Here is a 19,882-nt window from a genome sequence, read left to right on the forward strand (position 1 = left end):
CGGCCCGGCCGCGGGGGTCCTCCGATCGGATGACCCGGCGGGCCCGTAAGACACCTCGCCCGGAGGACTTCCGGACGGGACCGTCCTCCTACGCTGAAAGCGCAGATCGCACCAGTTCTGGAGGACGCGTGATCAAGGCCGAGGGTCTGACCAAACGCTACGGGGACAAGCTGGCCGTCGACGGGCTGACGTTCACCGTCGAGCCGGGTGTCATCACCGGCTTTCTCGGCCCCAACGGCGCCGGCAAGTCCACGACCATGCGGATGATCATGGGGCTGGACGCGCCCACGTCCGGATCGGTCACCGTGAACGGCAAGCCGTTCGCCGCGCACCGGCGCCCGCTGGCGCAGGTCGGAGCGCTGCTGGAGGCCCGCGCGGTGCACACCGGCCGCTCGGCCCGCAACCACCTGCTGGCGATGGCGGCCACGGCGGGGATCGCCGACCGGCGGGTCGACGAGGTGATCGCGATGGTCGGACTCGGCGAGGTCGCGGGCCGCCGCGCCGGCGCCTTCTCCCTCGGCATGGGGCAGCGGCTCGGCATCGCCTCGGCGCTGCTGGCCGACCCGCAGACGCTGATCCTCGACGAGCCCGTCAACGGGCTGGACCCGGACGGGGTCCGGTGGATCCGCAACCTGCTCAAGGGGCTGGCGGACCAGGGCCGCACCGTGTTCCTGTCCTCGCACCTGATGAGCGAGATGGCGCTGACCGCCGACCACATCATCCTGGTGGGCAAGGGCAGGCTGCTGCGGGACCAGCCGATGGCGGACTTCATCGCCGGGGCCTCCGCCGACCTGGTCACCGTCCGTTCCCCCGAGGCGAGCCGGCTCGCCCAGCTGCTGGCCGGCCCCGAGGTGACCGTCCGCGACGTCGCGGACCAGACGCTGGAGGTGCAGGGCCTGACCAGCGACCACATCGGCAGGACCGCCGCGGCAGCAGGCATCACCCTCCTGGAGCTGGCCACCCATGCCGCGTCCCTGGAAGAGGCCTACATGGCGCTGACCGACGAGTCGGTCGACTACCGCTCCACCGTCGAGTACACCGAGGACGCCGCATGAGCACCACCACCGCCGACGCCGGCGCCGCTGTGCGCGGCGCCGCCTCCCGCGTCGACAGCCAGCCGGTCTCCCTCGGCAGGGCCGTCAAGTCCGAGTGGATCAAGTGGCGCAGCCTGCGCTCGACCTGGGCGGTGCTGGGCGCGGCCGTGATCGGGATGCTTGCCATCGGACTGGTCATCGGCTTCAACACCCGCCATCTCACCGGCAACCAGGACGCCAACGACCTGGCGTCCTCGGCGCCGCTGCAGGGCTTCTTCCTGGGACAGCTGCTGATCGGCGCACTGGGCGTGCTGTTCGTCTCCAGTGAGTTCAGCACCGGCATGATCCGTTCGACCTTCGCCGCCGTCCCCAAGCGCCAGCCGGTGCTGTGGGCCAAGCTCGCGGTGTTCTCCGTGATCACCGCCGTGGTGATGACGGTGGCCACCGTCGCCACCTTCCTCATCTCCCAGGCCGTGATCAGCCAGTCCCGCCCGGGGTTCTCGCTGGCCGACCCGGGAGTGTGGCGGTACGTGCTCGGCACCAGCCTGTACATGGTCCTGGCCGGCGTGGTCGGCGGCATGATCGCCTGGATGGTGCGCTCGACACCCGGCTCCCTGGTCAGCTTCTTCGCCCTGATCTTCGTCGTGCCCCAGCTGTTCGGCCTCTTCGGATCGGCGGGCAAGCACATCGCGCAGTTCTTCCCCTCACAGGCAGGGGAGGCCTTCACGGTGGCCCAGCCCGAGGCCCCGCACCTGTCGCCGGGGGTCGGCCTGCTGGTGCTCTGCGCCTGGGCCGTCGCCGCCATCGCCGCCGCCTCCGTCACGCTGCGCCGCCGCGACGCCTGAGTGAGACGCTGAGACCATGCCCGCCGACCGCAGCAGCGCTCCGCCGGCAGCACGTCCGCTCGTCCCGGACGCGCTGCTGGCCTGCGGCGTCGCCCTCGCGGCGGCGCTGGCCGACCGCTACGGCCCCGACTACCGCAGCACCCTCGCGCCGTACTGGGACGTGGCGCTGGCCGCACCGCTGGCCCTGCGCCGCACCGCCCCGGCGACCGCAGCCGCGCTGGTCGCCGGGGTCTGCTTCGCGACGTGGCTGACCGACGTCGTGGCGATCGCCGCCGTCGGGGCCGTGCTGATCATGCTGTACTCCCTCGGCGCCTGGGAACGACGCCGCTGGCTGCTCGCGGCGGCCCTGGTCGTGGGCGAGAGCGGCGTCATCATGGCCGTCGCACGGTGGACACCGCAGGGCCGCCAGTGGCTGACCGCCCTGATGGCCACCGGCACCGTCACCGCCGCCCTCGTGATCGGCCTGTACGTCCGCACCCGGCGGGCCTATCTGGCATCGATGATCGAGCGGGCCGAGACCGCGGAGCGGGACCGCGACCACCAAGCCCGGATCGCGGTGGCCGAGGAGCGCACCCGGATGGCGCGCGAGATGCACGACGTCATCGCGCACAGCCTCGCCGTCATGATCACCCTCAACGACGCCGCCGCCGCGACGAGCCCCGAGGGCCCGGTGCGCGAGACCGTCGTCCAGGCATCGGAGGCCGGGCGCCAGGCGCTCGCCGAGATGCAGCGCATCCTCGGCGTCCTGCGCGGCGCAGGACCGGCGGACGCGGCGCCCCAGCCCGGCGTCGCGCAACTGGCGGACCTGATCTCCATCGCCCGGTCAGCCGGCCTGAGGGTCGAGCTCGCGGTCTCCGGCGAACCGGGGGACCTGGCGCCGACCGCGCAGCTCACGATCTACCGCATCGTCCAGGAGAGTCTGACCAACGTGCTCAAACACGGCCGCAACGTCCGACGCGTCGTCGTCACCCTCGACCACCGCGAGGACCGTGTCCGCATCCGGGTCGGCAACGACGGCGAGCCGGGCGCACCGGCGAACGCCGGGACGGTCGGGCACGGACTGGTGGGCATGCGCGAACGCACCGCCCTCTACCAGGGCGAGTTCCACGCGGGCCCGACCCGCGGCGGCGGCTGGGAAGTCGTCGCCGACCTCGCGGTGACCGACCCGGCAGGTGCCGCGTGACGATCCGGGTCCTGCTCGCCGACGACCAGGACCTGCTGCGCCACGGCTTCAAGATGATCATCGACGCGCAGCCCGACATGGCCGCGGTGGGAGAGGCGGCGAACGGCGTCCAGGCCATCGCCCAGGCGGCGGCGCTCCGGCCGGACGTCGTCCTGATGGACGTCCGCATGCCCGGCACGAACGGGATCGAGGCCACCCGCCACATCGCCGCCCACCTGCCGGAGGTCAAGGTGCTGATCCTGACCACCTTCGACGTCGACGAATACGCCTTCGCCGGCCTGCACGCCGGCGCCAGCGGCTTCCTGCTCAAGAACGCGCGGACCGAGGAGCTCATCGCGGGCATCCGTACGGTGGCCGCCGGCGACGCGATCCTCGCCCCCAGCACGACCCGCCGCCTGCTGGACACCTACGCCGGCACCTTCCACGCCGCCGGCGGCGGCGCGCCCCCGAAGGACGTCCTGGCACCGCTGACCCAGCGCGAGCGGGAGGTGTTCACGGAGATGACGGCCGGCCGCACCAACCAGGAGATCGCCGACCGCCTCGTCCTGTCGGAGACCACCGTCAAGACCCACGTCGCCCGGGTCCTCGCCAAACTGCGACTGCGCGACCGCATCCAGGCGGTCATCTTCGCCTACGAGAACGGACTCACCCCGCCGAACCGCTGACCGGCCATCCGGCCGCCCACGTAGCGGGCGTCGGGATCGCCCAACGGCAAGGGGCCGCAGGCCGCGAGGACGTCGGCGGCGTGCACTTCCGCGTCGTCCCGCGGGCGGTAGCCCAGCCGCCGGGCCGGGGCCAGGTCCCACCAGCCTCGCGAGTTGGCGGAGACGCCGTACAGGATCTCGTACCGCAGGCCGGTCGCGGTCAGCAGGGCGTGGGTGAGCCCGACCGCGTCGCCGGGGCTGAGCCAGGTGGAGAGCATCCGGACCGTGGTCGGCCGGGGGAAGCAGGAACCGATGCGGACGCAGGCCACCTCCATCCCGTGGCGGTCGGCGTACAGCGACCCGAGGGCCTCGCCGAAGACCTTGGTCACGCCGTAACAGGTGTCAGGTCGGGGGCGGACCTCCACCCCCAGGGAGGACTCGCGGGAGTGGAAGCCGACGGCGTGGTTGCTGCTCGCGTAGACGACGCGGCGTACGCCCGCGCGGCGCGCCGCCTCGAAGACCTGGTAGGTGCCGTCGATGTTGGCGTGCAGCAGGTCCGCGAAGGCCGCCTCGCCGGGGATTCCGGCGAGATGGACCACCGCGTCCACCCCGGCCGCCGCGGCGGCCAGCGCCACGGGGTCGGTGATGTCACCGACCGTCCAGTCCGGGCCCGCGTCGGGCGGCGCCGCCAGGTCGAAGCCCCGCACGTGCCAGCCGAGTCCGGGCAGTCCGGCCCGCAGGAACCCGCCCACCCCGCCGGCCGCGCCGGTGATCAGAACGGTGCGCGGCACCGTACCTCCCGATGGTTGGGGTCAGTTGGTGTTGCGTGCGACGAGTTGGGTGGGGTTGATGAAGCGGAGGGCGATGAGGAGGAGGAGGGCCATGGAGGCGGTGTAGATGACGGCCATGGCGTCGATGGACTGCGGGCTGCGGATGCCGGCGGAGAAGACGGCGGAGAAGAGGGCGACGATGAGGGTCTGGCTGTCGGGTCCTGAGGTGAGGAAGGTGAGTTCGAACATGCCGAAGGTGCGGACGGTGACGAGGATGCCGGCGGCGAGGATGCCGGGCAGGAGGAGGGGGGCCAGGATGCGGGTGAGGACGGAGTGGGTGGGTGCTCCGCACATGCGGGCGGCGGCTTCCAGGCGGGGGTCGATCTGTTCGATGAAGGGGGTCATGGTGAAGATGACGAAGGGGATGGAGGGGACGAGGTTGGCCAGGACGACGCCGGTGAGGGTGCCGGCGAGGTGGAATTTGTACAGGACGGTGGCCAGGGGGATGCCGTAGGCGATGGGCGGGACGAGGATCGGGAGGACGAAGAGGGCGGTGATGATCTTCTTGCCGGGGAAGTCGCGTCGGGCCAGGGCGTAGGAGGCGGGGACGGCCAGGAGGAGGGAGAGGGCGACGACGAGGAGGGTGACTTCGAGGGTGGTGACCAGGACGTGGCCGAGGTTGAACTCGTTCCAGGCCTGGGTGTACCAGGTCGTGGTGTAGCCGTGGGGGGTCCAGCCGGTGAACCAGGTGCGGCCGAAGGAGTTCAGGAGCACCGAGCCGATCACGCCGAGGAGGTTGAGGAAGAAGAAGGCGAGGGCGGCCCAGATCAGCCAGGTGCCGGGGTGCAGGCGGATGCTGCGGCGGGCGGCCCGGGTCTGGGGTGCCTTCGTGGTGGGGGCGGGTGTGGTGGTGGTCATCCCTTGCCTCCGGTGGCTCCGCGGTAGAGGCGGGTGCGCAGTGCCATGGTCAGCGCGATGACGGTGAGCATGAGGGCGGTCATGATCATGGCGATGGCGCAGCCCTGGGAGTAGTTGAAGCGTTCCAGGGCTGTTTCGTAGGCCTCGATGGAGATGACGTGGGTTCTGCCGTCGGGGTCGCCGACCATGATCGCGGAGGGGAAGACGGCGAAGGCCAGGACGAAGGTGAGGACGAAGGTGGTCATCAGGCCGGGGAGCAGGAGGGGGAAGGTGATGTGGCGGAAGCGTTGGCGCCAGTCGGCGCCGAGGGTGGCGGCGGCGCGTTCCAGGGCGGGGTGGATGCCGGAGAGGTAGGAGTGGGTGAGCAGGAACGCGAAGGGGAATCCGCTGATGACCAGGGAGAGCAGGACGCCCCAGTAGTTGTAGGTGAGGGTGAGGGGGGTGTGGATGAGGTGGAGGGTGCGGAGGGTTTGGTTGAACCAGCCGACGGGGCCGAAGAACTCCACGATGCCTTCTGCGGTCAGGACGGTGCCCAGGGTGATGGGGACGACGAGCAGGGCAAGCAGGAGGCGTTTGCCGCGGAAGTCGCGGCGCATCCGGTACGAGATGGGGACGGACGCGCCGACGTTGATGAGGGCGGCGGGCAGGGCGAGTTTGAAGGTGATGGCGATGGAGCCGACGGCGTAGGAGTTGTCGAAGAACGCGCGGTAGGAGCCGAGGGTGCCGCCGGTGGTGGGCTGGAAGGAGATCTGCAGCCCGTACAGGAACGGGTAGCAGAACAGGGCGACCACCGCGAGCAGACCGGGCAGCAGCAGGAGCAGGGTGCGGTCGACGCCGCGCTCGGCCAGCCGGTGACGCAGCGCGACCCGCTCGGGTGTGGAAGGACCCGGCCCGGCTCCGGGCGGTGACAGGGTGCTGGTCATCCGGTCGCCTCCTGCAACTCCTCGGGCTCGCGCGGGAAGACGAGGGCGCGGTCGGCGGGGACGGTGAGGCTGAGGGTGTCGTTCGGGTGGACCGGGCTGGTGGATGTGAGGTGGATGCGGTCGCCGGCGCCGGTGAGGGCTTCGACGTGGAGTTGCCGGCCGTGGTATTCCACGACCTCCGCGACGGCCTCGATGCCGGGGCCCGCGGCAGCGTCGTCGTGCTGGGCGAGGTGGATGTCTTCGGGGCGGATCGCGACCACGACGTCCTGGTCCGGGCTGAGGGGGTGGTCGGTGGCGGGGGTGCCGCGCAGTTCCAGGCCGCGTCCGCGGGCGTGGACGCCGGTGGTGTCGGTGGATGCGATGGTCAGGTTCAGGAGGTTGCGGTAGCCCATGAACGCAGCGACGTGGGGGTTGGCGGGGTGTTCATACAGGTCGGCGGGGGTGCCGATCTGACTGACCCGGCCCTCGTGGAGGACGACGAGGCGGTCGGCGAGGGAGAGGGCTTCTTCCTGGTCGTGGGTGACGTAGAGGGTGGTCAGGCCGAACTGCTGGTGGATGCGGCGGATCTCGGTGCGCATCTCCAGGCGCAGCGCGGCGTCGAGGTTGGACAGCGGTTCGTCCATGAGCACCAGGGGTGGTTCCAGGACGATCGCGCGGGCGATCGCGACGCGCTGCTGCTGCCCCCCGGACAGCTGACCGGGGTGTTTGCGGGCCTGCTCGGACAACCGCACCAGCCGCAGGACCTCGTCCACCCGGTGTCCGATCTCCGCCTTGGGGAGCTTGCGCATCTTCAGGCCGAAGGCGACGTTCGCCCGCACGGTGAGGTGGGGGAACAGGGCGTAGTTCTGGAAGACCATCCCGAAGCCGCGTTTTTCCGGTGGGAGGGTGTCCACCCGCTGTCCGTCCAGGGTGATCCGGCCGCCGGTCAGCGGCAGCAATCCGGCCAGACAGTTCAACGCGGTGGTCTTCCCGCACCCCGAGGGGCCGAGCAGCGCGACGAACTCCCCGCCGTGCACGGTCAGATCCAACGGGTGCAAAGCGGTGTGGGCGCCGTAGTTGCGGGTGACGCCCTCCAACCGCAACTCACGCACCTGCGAGCCGGTTCGCCCCTCGTGGGGCGCTGGCTGCTGGGTGGGCAGGGGCTGCCCGGCGGTGGGATTCATCGAAGGGGCCGTTCTCACTTCGTCGATCCGATCCTGCGGTCCCACAGGTCGAACGCGGTGACCTGGGTGAGGGCCGGCAGGGAGTTCTTGATCGGGTACTGCGTGATCCACGCGTCGAACTGCGGCTCCCCGTACTGCGCGACGACCTTGCGCGATGCGGCCGGCGCCTTGCTCAGCGGGACGTCCTTGACCGCCGGGCCGGGGTAGAAGTACCCGTCGTCATAGGCGAACGCCTGCTGCTCGGGGGTGAGCATCCACGCCAGCAGCCGCAGCCCCGCACTGAGCACATCGGGCGAGACCCCCTTGGGGATCACCCCGTACTGCGCGTCGCAGACCCACGTGAACGAGGAGAACTTCGCGATCCTCATCCGCGGCGGGACCGTCCCCAGCGCCCGCGGGTTGACATACCAGCCCGTCGTGGAGGCCAGCATGTGCACGGTGCCCGCCGCCAGGTTCTTCATCGTCGCACTCGTGCCCGCGGGATAGGAGTCGACGTACTTGTTCAACTCCGTCAGATACGCCCACGTCTTGGACCACCCCCCGCTGGGATCGGTGGGATCGGCATCGCCGAGGAGGTAGGGCAGGCCCATCAAGAAGGTACGGCCCGGACCGGAGTTCGCCGGGCGCGCGTACTGGAACTTCCCCGGGTTCGCCTTCGCCCAGTCCAGCAGCGCGTCGGTGGTCGCCGGTGGAGTGGCGACCCTGTCCGGGTCGTACTCCAGCAGCGGACCCGACGGATACCACACCAACTCGATGCCCTGGTCCTGCGCCAGCGCCGTCATCGCCGCCGCCGGCGGCTGGTAGTTGCCCATCAAGCCGGGGAAGAATCCGTCGTAGTACGGCTTCAACCCCGTCCACAGGCCCTTTTGGATCCCCGCGGCCAGACCGTCCGTCCCGGTCAGCACCAGATCGATCTGCACGTTGCCGGCCTGCTGCTGCGCCTGCACCTTCGACGCCAGCTGCGGCGCGGTCCCCGTGGTGTACGTGACGTGCGAGACCACCTCCGGATGCGCGGCCTTGAACGCCTCGATCATCGGCTTGGTCAACGCCAGATTCCCCGCCACGTCAAGGATGTTCAACGTCACGGGCTTGCCAGGAGTCGCGGCCGGCGACACCGGCGCCACCGACGTGCCCCCACCACCGGGACCACTGGGCGCCGAACACGCCGACAACAACGGCGCCGCGACCCCGGCCACGGCAAGCGTCGACAACACCCGACGACGCGAAGGAACAGGAATGCTCGGGACGGATCTTCCAGGGACCTGAGGCATGACGGATAGAGCCCTTCGCTGGTGGGTGCCAAGACGGGCGTGCGGTGTGCGGTTGCGGTTGTGCCGGCTCAGTGCGGATCGGGCACCGGGTTGAGGCCCGGCGAGGCGAGGAAGTCGAAGTCGCAGCCCTGGTCGGCCTGGGTGACGTGCTCGCTGTAGAGGGCGCCGTACCCGCGTGTGGACACCGGCTCCGGCGGGCGCCAGGCGAGCCGGCGCTCAGCCAACTCGGCTGGATCGACGTTCAGTTGCAGAAGGCGCTGCTGGACGTCGAGGGTGATCAGGTCGCCGGTGCGGACCAGCGCCAGTGGGCCGCCGGCGTGTGATTCGGGGGCGATGTGCAGGACGCAGGTGCCGTAGCTGGTTCCGCTCATCCTGGCGTCGGAGATCCGCACCAGGTCGGTGACGCCCTTCTCCAGCAGGTAGGCGGGGATGGGGAGCATGCCGTACTCGGGCATGCCCGGCCCGCCGAGGGGGCCTGCGCCGCGCAACACCAGAACGGTGTCCTTGGTGATGGCGTGGGCCGGGTCGTCGATACCCTCCCTGAGCTGGGTGTAGGAGTCGAAGACGACGGCGGGGCCGGTGTGGCGCAGCAGCTCGGGGGCGGCGGCCAGGTGTTTGATGACCGCGCCCCCCGGGGCGAGGTTGCCGTGCAGGACGGTGACGCCGCCTTCCTCGTACAGGGCGTCGTCATGCCTGCGGATGGCCGGACCGTGGATCTCCGCGTCCGCGAAGTACCCCGCGAAGGAATGACCGGCCACGGTTGGCCTGTCCGGGTGCAGTGCTCCCGGGATCTCGTTCAACTGCCGCAGCAGGGACGGCAGTCCGCCCGCGTAGTAGAAGTCCTCCATCAGGTGGGCGCCCACCGGGCGGACGTCGGCGAGTACCGGGACGCGGCGGCCGATGGCGTCGAAGTCCTCCAGCGAGAAGGGGACGCCGAGCCGTCCCGCCACGGCTATCAGGTGGATCAGGGCATTGGTCGAGCCGCCCAGGGAGAGCACGGTCGCGGCGGCGTCCTCGAACGCCTCCCGGGTCATGACCGCGGCCGGCGTGATGTCCTCCTCGACCAGACCGACGATCCGCAGCCCTGCCGCCGCGGCCATCCGATGGTGGGCGGAGTCCACGGCGGGAATGGCGGAGGAGCCGGGCAGTGCCATGCCCATGGCCTCGGCGGCAGCGGTCATCGTGGACGCGGTGCCCATGGTCATGCAGTGGCCGGGTGAACGCGCCAGGCCGCATTCCACCTGCGACATCTCGCACTCGCTGATCCGCCCTGCCCGGAACTCGTCCCAGTAGGCCCACAGATCGGTGCCGCTGCCCAGGGTCTTTCCGCGGTGGTGGCCGCGCAGCATGGGCCCCGACGGGACGACCAGGGCCGGCAGCCCGGCGCTCGCGGCACCCATGAGCAGCGCGGGGATCGTCTTGTCGCAGCCGCCCATCAGCACCGCGCCGTCCACCGGGTACGACCGCAGCAGCTCCTCCGTCTCCATGGACAGCAGGTTGCGGTACAGCATGGGCGTGGGCTTCTGGAAGGTCTCCGAGAGGGTCGCGACGGGGAACTCCAGCGGGAATCCGCCGGCCTGCCACACGCCGCGCTTGACCTGCTCGGCGCGCTCCCGCAGGTGCATGTGGCAGGGATTGATGTCGGACCAGGTGTTGAGGATCGCGATGACCGGCTTGCCCAGATGCTCCTCCGGGAGATAGCCGAGCTGCCGCATCCGCGAGCGGTGGCTGAAGGCGCGCAGTCCGCCGCCGGTGACGTCGTCGGGGCTGCCGAACCAGGCCGCGCTGCGCAGCGGCTTCGCCTGCCCGTTCGCACCGCCGGCGGCAGGCCTCGCGTCCGGTTGGCTCGTCACAGCCAGTCCTCCGTCCGCCACCGCGCGATCAGTTCACCGATGTGGTCGCGGACCGCCTCGGGCAGGACCCGGGACGGCGCACGCACCGCCCGTGGGCCCAGGCCGAGTTGGGCCAGCGCCTCCTTGACCACGCTGACGTTGTCGGCGGAGGCGTCCGCAGCGCGCAGCTCCTCGAAGGCCCGCGCCGACTCCCACACCCGCATGGCCTTCGGGTAGTCACCGCCACGCAGTGTCTCCAGCAGTGCCAGTGAGAGCCGCGGGACCACGTTGACCAGGCCGGAGGTGAAGCCGACCGCGCCGGTCGCCCAGTAGCCGGGGGCGTGCAGCTCGGCCAGCCCGGCTATCCACGCGAACCGCTCCAGACCCGCGTCCCGTGCCACGCACGCGAAGCGCACCGGATCGGGGACGGCGTACTTCACGGCGACGACGTTCGCGCACTGGTCGGCGAGCGTCCGGATCTGCTCGCCGCTCACGCGCTCGTCGCGGACGTAGAGGACGACCCCGAGGTCGGGCACCGCCTCCGCGATCATCCGGTGGTAGTCGATCCAGCCCTCCGCGGAGCGGTAGGGGTGGACGGGCTGGTGCACCATGATCGAGCCCGCGCCCGCCTCGCGGGCGTGCAGGGCCGCGTCGACCGCCCGAGCCGTGTCCAGGCCGACGCCCGCCACCACCTCCGCCCGGCCTGCGGCCGCCGCGACGGTCGACTCCACGGCCCGCCGGACCTCCGCCTCTCCGAGGGCGTAGAACTCGCCGGTGTTGCCGTTGGGCGTCACCACCCGCACACCGTGGTCGACCAGCCGGCGGACCAGCGCCGCGTGGGTGTCCCAGTCCGGTGTGCCGTCCGCGGCGAACGGTGTCACCGGAATCGCGATCACCGTGGCCAGCCGGGTCCGGAGATCGTCGAAAGGTGAGGTTCCCAGTGCCATGTCGGCCCTACTCCGCTGAGATCTCGGGGAAGTTGCGTGCCACGAACGCGCTGATGTGGTCGCGGAGCAGGTCGCCCACCAGGTCCGCATTCCCGCTCTGCGCGGCGTGCAGGATCGCCCGGTGCTCCTGTGCCTCCATCTCCCAGGAGGGCCGCACGGCCCAGGCGGCACTGGACACCAGTGCCGTCTGGTCGCGCAGTTCGTCCAGCGCGCTGACCAGCAGCGGGTTTCCGCAGCCCGCGTACAGGACCCGGTGGAAGTCCCGGTTCGCCAGGGAGCGCTCGGCGGAGTCGGCGGCCCGGTCCGCGCGGTCGAGGGCGGACTCCGCCGCGGCCCAGGAGGAGCGGGCCTCCACCGCCGTGCGCACCGCGGCCACCGGCTCCAGCAGCAGCCTCATGTCGTACACGCTGCGCGCCAGCGCCTGGTCCACCTCGCGCACCGAGGCGCCCTTGTACGGACTCATGATGACCAGGCCGGACCCCGCCAGCGTCTTCAACGCCTCGCGCACCGGCGTCTTCGACACCCCCAGCCGCGCGGCGAGTTCGGTCTCCACCAGCGGCTGCCCCGGCTTCAACTCGCCTACCAGGATCCCGTGTTTGACCGCGTCCAGCACCGCCTCGGTGCGCGAGGGCAGCGAGCCGGGACGGAACTTGCTCGAGTGGGTGAGCGCATCGGACACAGGGCGGTCTCCAAAAGAGATCTCATATATGAAGTGCGAACGACGCTAGGGCTCCGTCCGATCCCGGTCAAGGCTTCTGTCAGTTCCCGAAGCGGAAGTACAGGGTGCGGGTGTACGTGCCCGCTGCCGTGTTGGGCTGGCCGGCGGGTCCTACGGAGGTCGCGGCGTGGAACTTGTTCCCGATCGCCGGGATTCCGTCGAGGAAGGAGATGTTCCCGCCCGGGAAGGGGGCGGCGGCGGTGCCCGAGTCGGCGGGCTGCGTGGGGGTGAACAGCCGCAGGAAGACGTCCTCCTGGGCGGACGCCACGGTGATCGTCCCCTCGGTGGTGAGCAGCGAGGCCCAGTACAGTCCGGCGTGGTAGCCCTTGAACTCCGGGTAGGCGAAGCCGGTCCGGCCGGTGGCGGTGTCGTTGTAGCTCTTGGTCCACACGTCGGTGGTCACCCCGCGCAGCCGGTTCTTCCAGACCCGGTACGGGCCGCGGCCCAGCCAGGTCACGCCGGTGACCCGGGACTCGGGGTAGTCGAAGTTGACGCCCAGGAAGTCGTGCGTGCCGGTGAGGTTGTAGGTGTAGTCCAGGCGGAGCCACCCGTTGCTGTCCAGCCGCCACCGTACCGACGTGAGATTGCCGGAGTAGGTCGCGGTGACGGTGTGCGCGGCGCCGTCCTGCGCGTGGGTCAGGCCGGTCAGAGTCGACGATCCCACCGCGGGCGCCGGTCCGTTGGCCAGTGAGACCGCGGTCCCGTTCCTGGTCACCCCGCTCAGCCGGCCGGTGGCACGCGCGATGCGCACGGTGGTCGGGCCCGCGGTCATCGTGACCGTGTCGCTGCTCTGGGTCCCGGTGACCGACGGGGCGCCCGAGACGGGGACGACGATCCGGGCCGTGTGGTCGGCTGCCTTCTTGATCGTCCAGACCCAGGTGATGAGTTCGGCGCCCGAGGCGTCGGCGGCCGTCACGCGCAGCGCGTCCGCGCCCGCCCAGTTCCCCGGCAGCCCGAGGGTGAGCTTCCCGGTGCCACCGGGGGCGATCCTCGGACTGGTGCTGGTGCCCTGCGCCGTGACCGTGTGCCCGGTGCCTCCCGGGGAGGCGTAGCTGACCAGTTGCCAACTGAACCTGCAAGTCGAGGTGTTGGTGAAGGCGTAGCGGTTCGTCAGCCCGACGGTGCCGTCGAACGCGGCCGGGAAGGTGTTCTCGTAGTACGACCGGCTGGTCAGCTGGATCGGCGACCAGATGTCCTTGATCGTGTAGAAGCTGCCCTCCTTCTCGCGGAACGGGCCGAGGATGCCGTCAGGACCGCGGTTGCCGTTCGTGTCGATGGCGCCACCGCCGTCGTCGCGGCGGATGCCCTCGTCGATGAGGGACCAGATGAACCCGCCGGCCGCGTGCGGGGCCGACGCCATGAGGTTCCAGTAGTCGTCCAGGCCCGCGCCGGCGCCGCCGTCGTACAGGCCGTGCAGGAACTCGGTCGGCATGAAGACCGTCGAGCCGGCCAGTTTGGACTTGACCGCGTCGTACGTCGGGTAGTGGTTGGTGTCGATCCCGCCGAAGTTCGCCCAGGGGTGCAGCACCGCCCGCTGCTGCGGGTCCCAGCTGCCGAACAGGCCGTCCAGCGCGGTGTTCCAGCCGCCCTCGTTGCCGTTGTCCCAGAACAGGATCGACGGGTGGTTGACGTCCCGGGTGACCATCGCCTGCACCAGGGGGGTGCCGGCGGCGGTGTCGTAGCTGTGCTGCCAGCCGGCGAGTTCGTCCAGGACGTACAGCCCCAACTCGTCGCAGAGGTCGAGGAAGTAGGCGTCCGGCGGGTAGTGGGACATCCGGACCGCGTTGATGTTCATCGACTTCATCAGCAGGATGTCCTCGCGCGCCAGGCGAGGGCTGGAGGCGCGGCCCAGCGTCGGGAAGAAGGTATGGCGGGTCACACCCTTGAGGAGGACCCTGACACCGTTGACGTACACCCCGTCACCGCTGCGGACCTGCACCGTACGGAAGCCGAACCGCTCGGTGATCCCGTGCACCTGCGCGCCCGAGGAGTCGGTCAGCACCACCTCCGCCTGGTACAGGTCGGGGGTCTCGGCGGTCCACTGCTTCGGGCTGGGCACGCTCGTGGAGACCGTGACATGGGTGGCGCCCGCCGGGACCGCGGTCGAGACGGCGCCGCCGACGTTCGTGCCGTCGAGCGTCTTGATCTGGACGGCGAGCCTGCCGCTGGCCACGTTCCCCGCCAGGTAGACGTCGGCGGCGAAGGCGCCGCTCGACTCGGCCCTGACCGCGATCCGGTCGACGCGCGCGGTCGGGAAGGCCTGCAGGTACACCGGCCGGAAGATGCCGCCGAAGTTCCAGTAGTCGCCCTCGCGTTCGGCCTGGTTCACCGAGGTCTCGGAGGAGTCCTTGTCGACGGTGACCTCCAGCAGGTTGCTCTGTCCCAGGAGGACCAGGGACGTGACGTCGTACCGGAAACGGTAGAACGCGCCTTGGTGCTTGGGCCCGGCCGACCGGCCGTTCAGCGAGACGGTGGTGTCCGTCATCGCCCCCTCGAAGACCAGGAAGACCTGCCGGCCCGCCCACGACGCGGGCGGCGTGAAGCTGTGGCGGTACTTCCCGCTCTCACCCGGTGTCAGCGCCCCGCCGTAGTTGTACGTGCCGTAGCCGGAGAACTCCCAGTTCGACGGGGTCGGAACGGTGCCCCAGACGCCGCTCCTGCGGCCGGCCGTGCACTGGAAGTCCCACGGCACGGTGCTGTCCGCGTCCGTGCCGGTGAGGTACATCGTCTGCGTCGCGGCGCCGTCCGACACGCTCGCCGACGCCGGGACGGCCCGCGCCACCCCCACCGCCGACAGCCCCATCGTCGCGCCCAGGGCCAGGAACCTGCGTCGTTGCACGTCCATCGGAATCCTCCAAGGAAGGGAGGGCACGCCGTTCAGGGCATGCCTATGACAACGTTGTCAGTGGTTCTTCCCGCCGGGCCGCCGCCGGGGGAGTGGGGGGGCGTGTGGGCCCCGGCGGTCCGGGAGTGCTGCTGATGGGGATGCGGCCGAAGGGCCGCCAATGAAGCTAGCGAGGGGTCACGGTCGCGTCAATGGTCCGGTCCGGCCGTCGGGCGGACGCTCTCCTCGATGTTTGATTATGTTTCCTTGGTTCGGAGCATTGACGGTTATTTACACAGGACACCACACTTAGCGTCAACTTCTTCGGTGAAAGGTGCCAACCATGCCCCGTGCGATGGCGCGCGTGTGGAGACTTGCTCCTTTGTGGGCGCTTGCGGTGCTTGCCGCGTTGCTCACGGTGAGCAGCACACCGGCGCATGCCGCTCCTGACACGTCGATCAGTGTGGACGGCGGCCAGAGCGGCCGGACGTTCGACGGGATCGGCGCGATCAGCGGCGGCGGCGGCAACTCCCGGCTGCTGACCGACTATCCGGCCGCCCAGCAGAAGCAGATCCTGGACTACATGTTCAAGCCGGGCTACGGCGCGAACCTCCAGCTGCTGAAGCTGGAGATCGGCGGCGACGCCAACTCCACCGACGGCTCCGAGCCGTCGATCGAGCACTCCAAGGGCGTCGTCAACTGCAACGCCGGGTACGAGTTCTGGCTGGCCGAGCAGGCCAAGGCGCGCAACCCCGATATCGGCCTGTACGGGCTGGCGTGGGCGGCGCCCGGCTGGATCAACGGCGGCTTCTGGTCGGACGACACCATCGACTACCTGATCTCCTGGCTCGGTTGCGCCAAGCAGCACGGACTGCCGATCAGCTACCTCGGCGGCTGGAACGAACGCGGCCACGACGCCGACTGGTTCGTCAAGCTGCGGTCCGCACTCGACGCGCACGGCTACTCGGGGATCAAGCTGGTCGCCGACGACTCCGGGTGGAGCGTCGCCGACGACATGGCCAAGGACAAGGCGTTCAACGACGCGGTGTCGATCATCGGCACGCACTACTCGTGCAACGGCGGTGACGGCGGTGACGCCAAGACCTGCCAGTCGACCGAGGCGGCGCGCGCCAGCGGCAAGCCGCTGTGGGACAGCGAGAACGGCTCGCAGGACATGAACACCGGTGCGCCGGCGCTGATCCGGGCGATCACCCGCGGCTACATCGACGCGAAGATGGTCAGCTTCTTCAACTGGCCGCTGATGGCCGCGATCTACCCCAACCTCCCGTACGACACGGTCGGCCTGGCCACCGCCGGCTCGCCCTGGTCGGGCAACTACACGATCGGTGCGAGCACCTGGGCGACTGCGCAGGTCACCCAGTTCACCCAGCCCGGCTGGAAGTTCATCGACTCCGCGTCGGGCTACCTCGGCGGGGACGAGAACAACGGCTCGTACGTGTCGCTGAAGTCGCCCAACGGCAAGGACTACTCCACCGTTCTGGAGACGACGACCGCCACGGCGTCGCAGACCGCGAACTTCACGGTGGCGGGCGGCCTGTCCACCGGCGCGGTGCACGTCTGGGCCACGGACGTGAACGCTCCCGGCAGCGCCACCTCCTTCGTGCACACCCAGGACATCACGCCGGTCGACGGCGCGTACTCCCTGACCATGCAGCCGGGTTACGTCTACACCGTCTCCACCCTGAACGGCGCCGGCAAGGGCACCGCGACGGCCCCGGCGGCGCACGCCCTCAAGTTGCCGTACAGCGACAGCTTCGACCGCAACACGGCCGGCACCGAGGCGAAGTACGTCTCCGACATGCAGGGCTCGTTCGAGGTGCAGAAGTGCGCCGCGGGCCGCCACGGGATGTGCCTGCAGCAGATGGCGCCGGTCAAGCCGATCGAGTGGCAGGAGGACAGCGACGCGTTCACCCTCGTCGGCGACCCGACGTGGACGAACTACACGATGCAGTCCGACGTGGAGCTGGCCAAGCCCGGCACCGTGGAGCTGATCGGGCGCGCGGGCACCCAGAACCGGCCGCAGTCCCACCAGCAGGGCTACTCCTTCCGGATCAGCGACACCGGGGCCTGGACGATCGTGAAGACCGACGCGGGCGGCAACCGCACGGTGCTCACCCGCTCGGCCACCACTGCGCTCGGCACCGGCAGCTGGCACCGCCTGGGGCTGTCCTTCAGCGGCGACGCGATCACCGCGTCCGTCGACGGCAAGGACATCGGCGTGGTCCACGACAGCACCTACACCGCCGGCCAGGGCGGACTCGGCCTGACCTCGTACGACACCGACCAGTTCGACAACCTGTCGTTCACCGCCGACAAGGCGTCCTCCGCCACGGCGGCGCTGGCGGTCACCCCGGCCACCAAGACCGTGCAGCGCGGCAAGACGGTGACGGTGACCACGACCGTGTCGGTCCCCCAGCACGCCCCCGCAGCCGAGGGCGTCAACGTCACGCTCGTCGCGCCCAAGGGGTTCACCTTCGACAGCCAGGCGCAGGTGTTCGGGGCGGTCAAGCCCGGCCACAGCGCCGTCGCCACCTGGGAGTTGACCGCGCCCACCGACGCGGCCAGCACTGCGACGCTCACCGCGACCGCCACGTTCGCACAGAACGAGGTGTCACAGTGGCTGCGCCAGGACGCGCAGGTGCAGGTGACCAACCTGCCGCCGCCGACCGGCGTCAACGACGTCAGCGACCTCGACTTCGTCTCCGCGACGAACGGCTGGGGCCCGGTCGAGCGGGACCAGTCGGTGGGCGGCCAGAACGCCGGTGACGGCACTCCGCTGACCATCGACGGCACGGTGTACCCGAAGGGCCTGGGCACCAACGCGGTCAGCGACGTCGACATCTACCTCGGCGGCAACTGCTCGACGTTCACCACCACGGTCGGCAACGACGACGACGCGGGCAACTCCGGCACCATGACGTTCAGCGTCCTCGGTGACGGCAAGGTCCTCGCCTCGACGAAGACGATCAAGGGCGGCGACCCGGCGCAGCAGCTCACCGCGGACCTCACCGGTGTGCAGTCCCTCGACCTCGTCGTCGGCGACGCGGGCGACAACAACGCCTACGACCACGGGGACTGGGCGGCGCCCAAGCTGACCTGCTCCTCCCCGTGAGGCCACGGGTCGGCTGAGCCCCCGGCGCGTGCACCGCGGGGCCGGCGGCACCCGTTCGACGCCAGGCGCCCGTGCGGTTCCCGCTCAGCGGGGACCGCGCGGGCGCCTCTCCTTTCCACCGCGTCAGCGGCCTGCGGGGGTCAGCATCTCTGGGTGGAGTTGGTGGTGTTGACGCGCAGGGCGCCGCCTGCGGTGTCGGTGCTGCTGGTCGCGCAGTAGCCGGCGACCGCCTGGAAGCCGAGGTCGTAGGAACTGCCGCTGCCGCGCTGAGCGGTGAAGTGGTCGAGGGTGACGGTGCTGTCCCCGTTGGCGATCACCGCGGGGCGGTTGTCGTTCGCCGCGAACCTCACCGACGAGTCGACGAAGTGGATGCTGTCGGCGTTGTGCAGGTACCAGCCGTAGGAGGGCCTGGTGCCGATGCTGGTCGGGTTGTAGCTGATCGCGTCATTGCTCGGCACGGCGGGGGAGAGCGCAGAACTGCCTCCGGGGACGGTGATGTCGACGTGGGTGAAGGTCACGCCGGTGATGTGGTTGCCGCCCGACTCGCCCCACAGGGTGGGGGTGACGCCGGGGCTGTTGCCGGTCGCGGTGATGCCGTCGTAGGTGACGTCGCTGATGTGCCCGACGCCGGGGTTGCCGCCGCACCGTTTCCTCGTGCCGATCTTCTGGAAGATCGGCGAGTGCACGTTGGTCATGGTGATGTCGCGGTAGTGGACGTCGGAGATGTTCGCACCGTCCATCGAGACCATGCCCAGGCCCGACTTGTTCGCGCCGTTGATCGTGATGCCCTGGAACTGGTAGTCGGTGAAGTCGCCGCAGGTCTCCGAGCCGAACATCAGCGCGTTGCAGCACTTCGCCGAGAGCGTGGAGTCGGTCACCGTGACATGCCCGCTGGGCAGTTTGGCGCCGAGCGCGTAGTCGCTCTTGAAGACCAGCGCGTCGTCGTTGGCGGAGATGTTCGCGTGCGTGACGGTGACGTCGGTGGTGGAGATGATGTTCCAGCCGTCGCGGTCGCTCGCCGTGTCGATGGTGAGGTGGTCGGAGACGACGTGGTCGCAGTCGTTGACCAGCGCGGCGAAGTGGCCGCCGCGGCGCAGGGTGATGCCGCTGAGGGTGAGGTGGTGGCACCGGGTCAGCGAGATGATCTTGTCGGCCTGACCTGCACCGGGGTCGACGCTCGCGGTCAGGTAGCCCATGCCGTCGATGGTTCCCGACCCGGTGAAGCCGATGTCGGTCAGGTTGTCGCCGTAGAACATGGCGTCGTGGAAGTGGCTGTGCCCGTAGTCCTGGTAGGCGTCGTACGGGTTGGGCTCGGCGGCGTCGTAGGTGTCGGCGGTCGAGCCCATGACGGTGGAGCCCGCGTCCAGTTGGATCGTCACGTTGCTCTTGAGGTGGACGGTGTTCTTCGACTTGAAGCTGCCGGCCGGGAACTCCACGATCCCGCCGCCCGCCGCGTTGGCAGCGGTGATCGCCTTCTGGATCGCGGGGCTGTCGTTGACGTGCCCGTCGCCCACGGCCCCGTAGTCCTTGACGTTGAACACGGCCGCGGCCGCCGCCCGCGGCAGCGGAGCCCCGGCGTGCGCGGCGGTCGACCAGAACAGGCCGATCACCACCGCCACGACGACACCCACCAGCGTGGTGGTTCTTCTCATGTCTCCTCATCTCCTCGATGGTCCG

15 protein-coding genes are annotated in these 19,882 nt (G+C 70.2%); 5 read left to right on the plus strand and 10 right to left on the minus strand.

Annotation, left to right across the window (positions count from 1 at the left end):
* Nucleotides 1–128: 128 nt before the first annotated feature.
* From V2S66_RS14290 to V2S66_RS14305, 4 genes are read left to right on the plus strand one after another with little or no spacing between them, the layout of a single operon-like run.
* Nucleotides 129–1,055, plus strand: a complete 927-nt coding sequence (locus tag V2S66_RS14290) for an ABC transporter ATP-binding protein (protein ID WP_330795282.1) — start codon at nt 129–131, stop codon at nt 1,053–1,055.
* Nucleotides 1,052–1,879: an ABC transporter permease gene (locus tag V2S66_RS14295; protein WP_330795284.1), complete on the plus strand. Its 828-nt coding sequence runs from the start codon at nt 1,052–1,054 to the stop codon at nt 1,877–1,879. Before V2S66_RS14290 ends, V2S66_RS14295 begins: the two co-directional genes overlap by 4 nt.
* A 16-nt stretch (nt 1,880–1,895) precedes the next feature.
* The gene (locus V2S66_RS14300) at nt 1,896–3,062 is read left to right on the plus strand and encodes a sensor histidine kinase (RefSeq protein ID WP_330795285.1); all 1,167 of its coding nucleotides are present in this window, start codon (nt 1,896–1,898) and stop codon (nt 3,060–3,062) included.
* Nucleotides 3,059–3,727 carry a response regulator transcription factor gene (locus tag V2S66_RS14305; RefSeq protein ID WP_330795286.1) on the plus strand — a complete coding sequence of 223 codons (669 nt, stop codon included), beginning with the start codon at nt 3,059–3,061 and terminating at the stop codon, nt 3,725–3,727. Before V2S66_RS14300 ends, V2S66_RS14305 begins: the two co-directional genes overlap by 4 nt.
* Here the strand turns inward: V2S66_RS14305 and V2S66_RS14310 are convergent.
* From V2S66_RS14310 to V2S66_RS14350, 9 genes are all read right to left on the minus strand, one after another.
* Nucleotides 3,694–4,497, minus strand: coding sequence for an NAD-dependent epimerase/dehydratase family protein (locus tag V2S66_RS14310; RefSeq protein WP_330795287.1), 804 nt, complete (start codon nt 4,495–4,497; stop codon nt 3,694–3,696). The two genes, V2S66_RS14305 and V2S66_RS14310, sit on opposite strands and share 34 nt — an antisense overlap.
* A gap of 21 nt (nt 4,498–4,518) precedes the next feature.
* A complete protein-coding gene (locus V2S66_RS14315; RefSeq protein ID WP_330795288.1) occupies nt 4,519–5,394 on the minus strand; it encodes an ABC transporter permease in 876 nt (291 codons plus the stop codon).
* Nucleotides 5,391–6,317: an ABC transporter permease gene (locus V2S66_RS14320; RefSeq protein ID WP_330795289.1), complete on the minus strand. Its 927-nt coding sequence runs from the start codon at nt 6,315–6,317 to the stop codon at nt 5,391–5,393. Before V2S66_RS14320 ends, V2S66_RS14315 begins: the two co-directional genes overlap by 4 nt.
* Complete coding sequence (locus V2S66_RS14325; protein WP_330795290.1) at nt 6,314–7,480, minus strand: ABC transporter ATP-binding protein; 1,167 nt, start codon at nt 7,478–7,480, stop codon at nt 6,314–6,316. Before V2S66_RS14325 ends, V2S66_RS14320 begins: the two co-directional genes overlap by 4 nt.
* Nucleotides 7,481–7,494: 14 nt before the next feature.
* Complete coding sequence (locus tag V2S66_RS14330) at nt 7,495–8,544, minus strand: extracellular solute-binding protein (protein WP_330795292.1); 1,050 nt, start codon at nt 8,542–8,544, stop codon at nt 7,495–7,497.
* 275 nt (nt 8,545–8,819) lie between these two features.
* The gene (locus V2S66_RS14335; protein ID WP_413966393.1) at nt 8,820–10,604 is read right to left on the minus strand and encodes an IlvD/Edd family dehydratase; all 1,785 of its coding nucleotides are present in this window, start codon (nt 10,602–10,604) and stop codon (nt 8,820–8,822) included.
* Nucleotides 10,601–11,530, minus strand: coding sequence for a dihydrodipicolinate synthase family protein (locus V2S66_RS14340; RefSeq protein WP_330795293.1), 930 nt, complete (start codon nt 11,528–11,530; stop codon nt 10,601–10,603). The genes V2S66_RS14335 and V2S66_RS14340 overlap by 4 nt, the downstream gene beginning before the upstream one ends.
* A gap of 7 nt (nt 11,531–11,537) precedes the next feature.
* Nucleotides 11,538–12,209 (minus strand): GntR family transcriptional regulator, encoded by a 672-nt coding sequence (locus tag V2S66_RS14345; protein WP_330795295.1) that lies wholly within the window; start codon nt 12,207–12,209, stop codon nt 11,538–11,540.
* Nucleotides 12,210–12,288: 79 nt separating this feature from the next.
* On the minus strand, nt 12,289–15,093 hold the full coding sequence (locus tag V2S66_RS14350) for a glycoside hydrolase family 2 TIM barrel-domain containing protein (RefSeq protein WP_330795297.1): 2,805 nt from the start codon (nt 15,091–15,093) through the stop codon (nt 12,289–12,291).
* Nucleotides 15,094–15,490: 397 nt separating this feature from the next.
* Here V2S66_RS14350 and V2S66_RS14355 point away from each other — a divergent pair, with 397 nt between their 5' ends.
* Nucleotides 15,491–18,205 carry an NPCBM/NEW2 domain-containing protein gene (locus V2S66_RS14355; RefSeq protein WP_330795300.1) on the plus strand — a complete coding sequence of 905 codons (2,715 nt, stop codon included), beginning with the start codon at nt 15,491–15,493 and terminating at the stop codon, nt 18,203–18,205.
* A 140-nt stretch (nt 18,206–18,345) separates the two neighbouring features.
* Here V2S66_RS14355 and V2S66_RS14360 read toward each other — a convergent pair whose 3' ends face one another.
* A complete protein-coding gene (locus V2S66_RS14360) occupies nt 18,346–19,857 on the minus strand; it encodes a glycoside hydrolase family 28 protein (RefSeq protein WP_330795302.1) in 1,512 nt (503 codons plus the stop codon).
* Nucleotides 19,858–19,882 lie beyond the last annotated feature (25 nt).

It is taken from the genome of Actinacidiphila polyblastidii, assembly GCF_036353415.1.
GTDB lineage: Bacteria > Actinomycetota > Actinomycetes > Streptomycetales > Streptomycetaceae > Actinacidiphila > Actinacidiphila polyblastidii.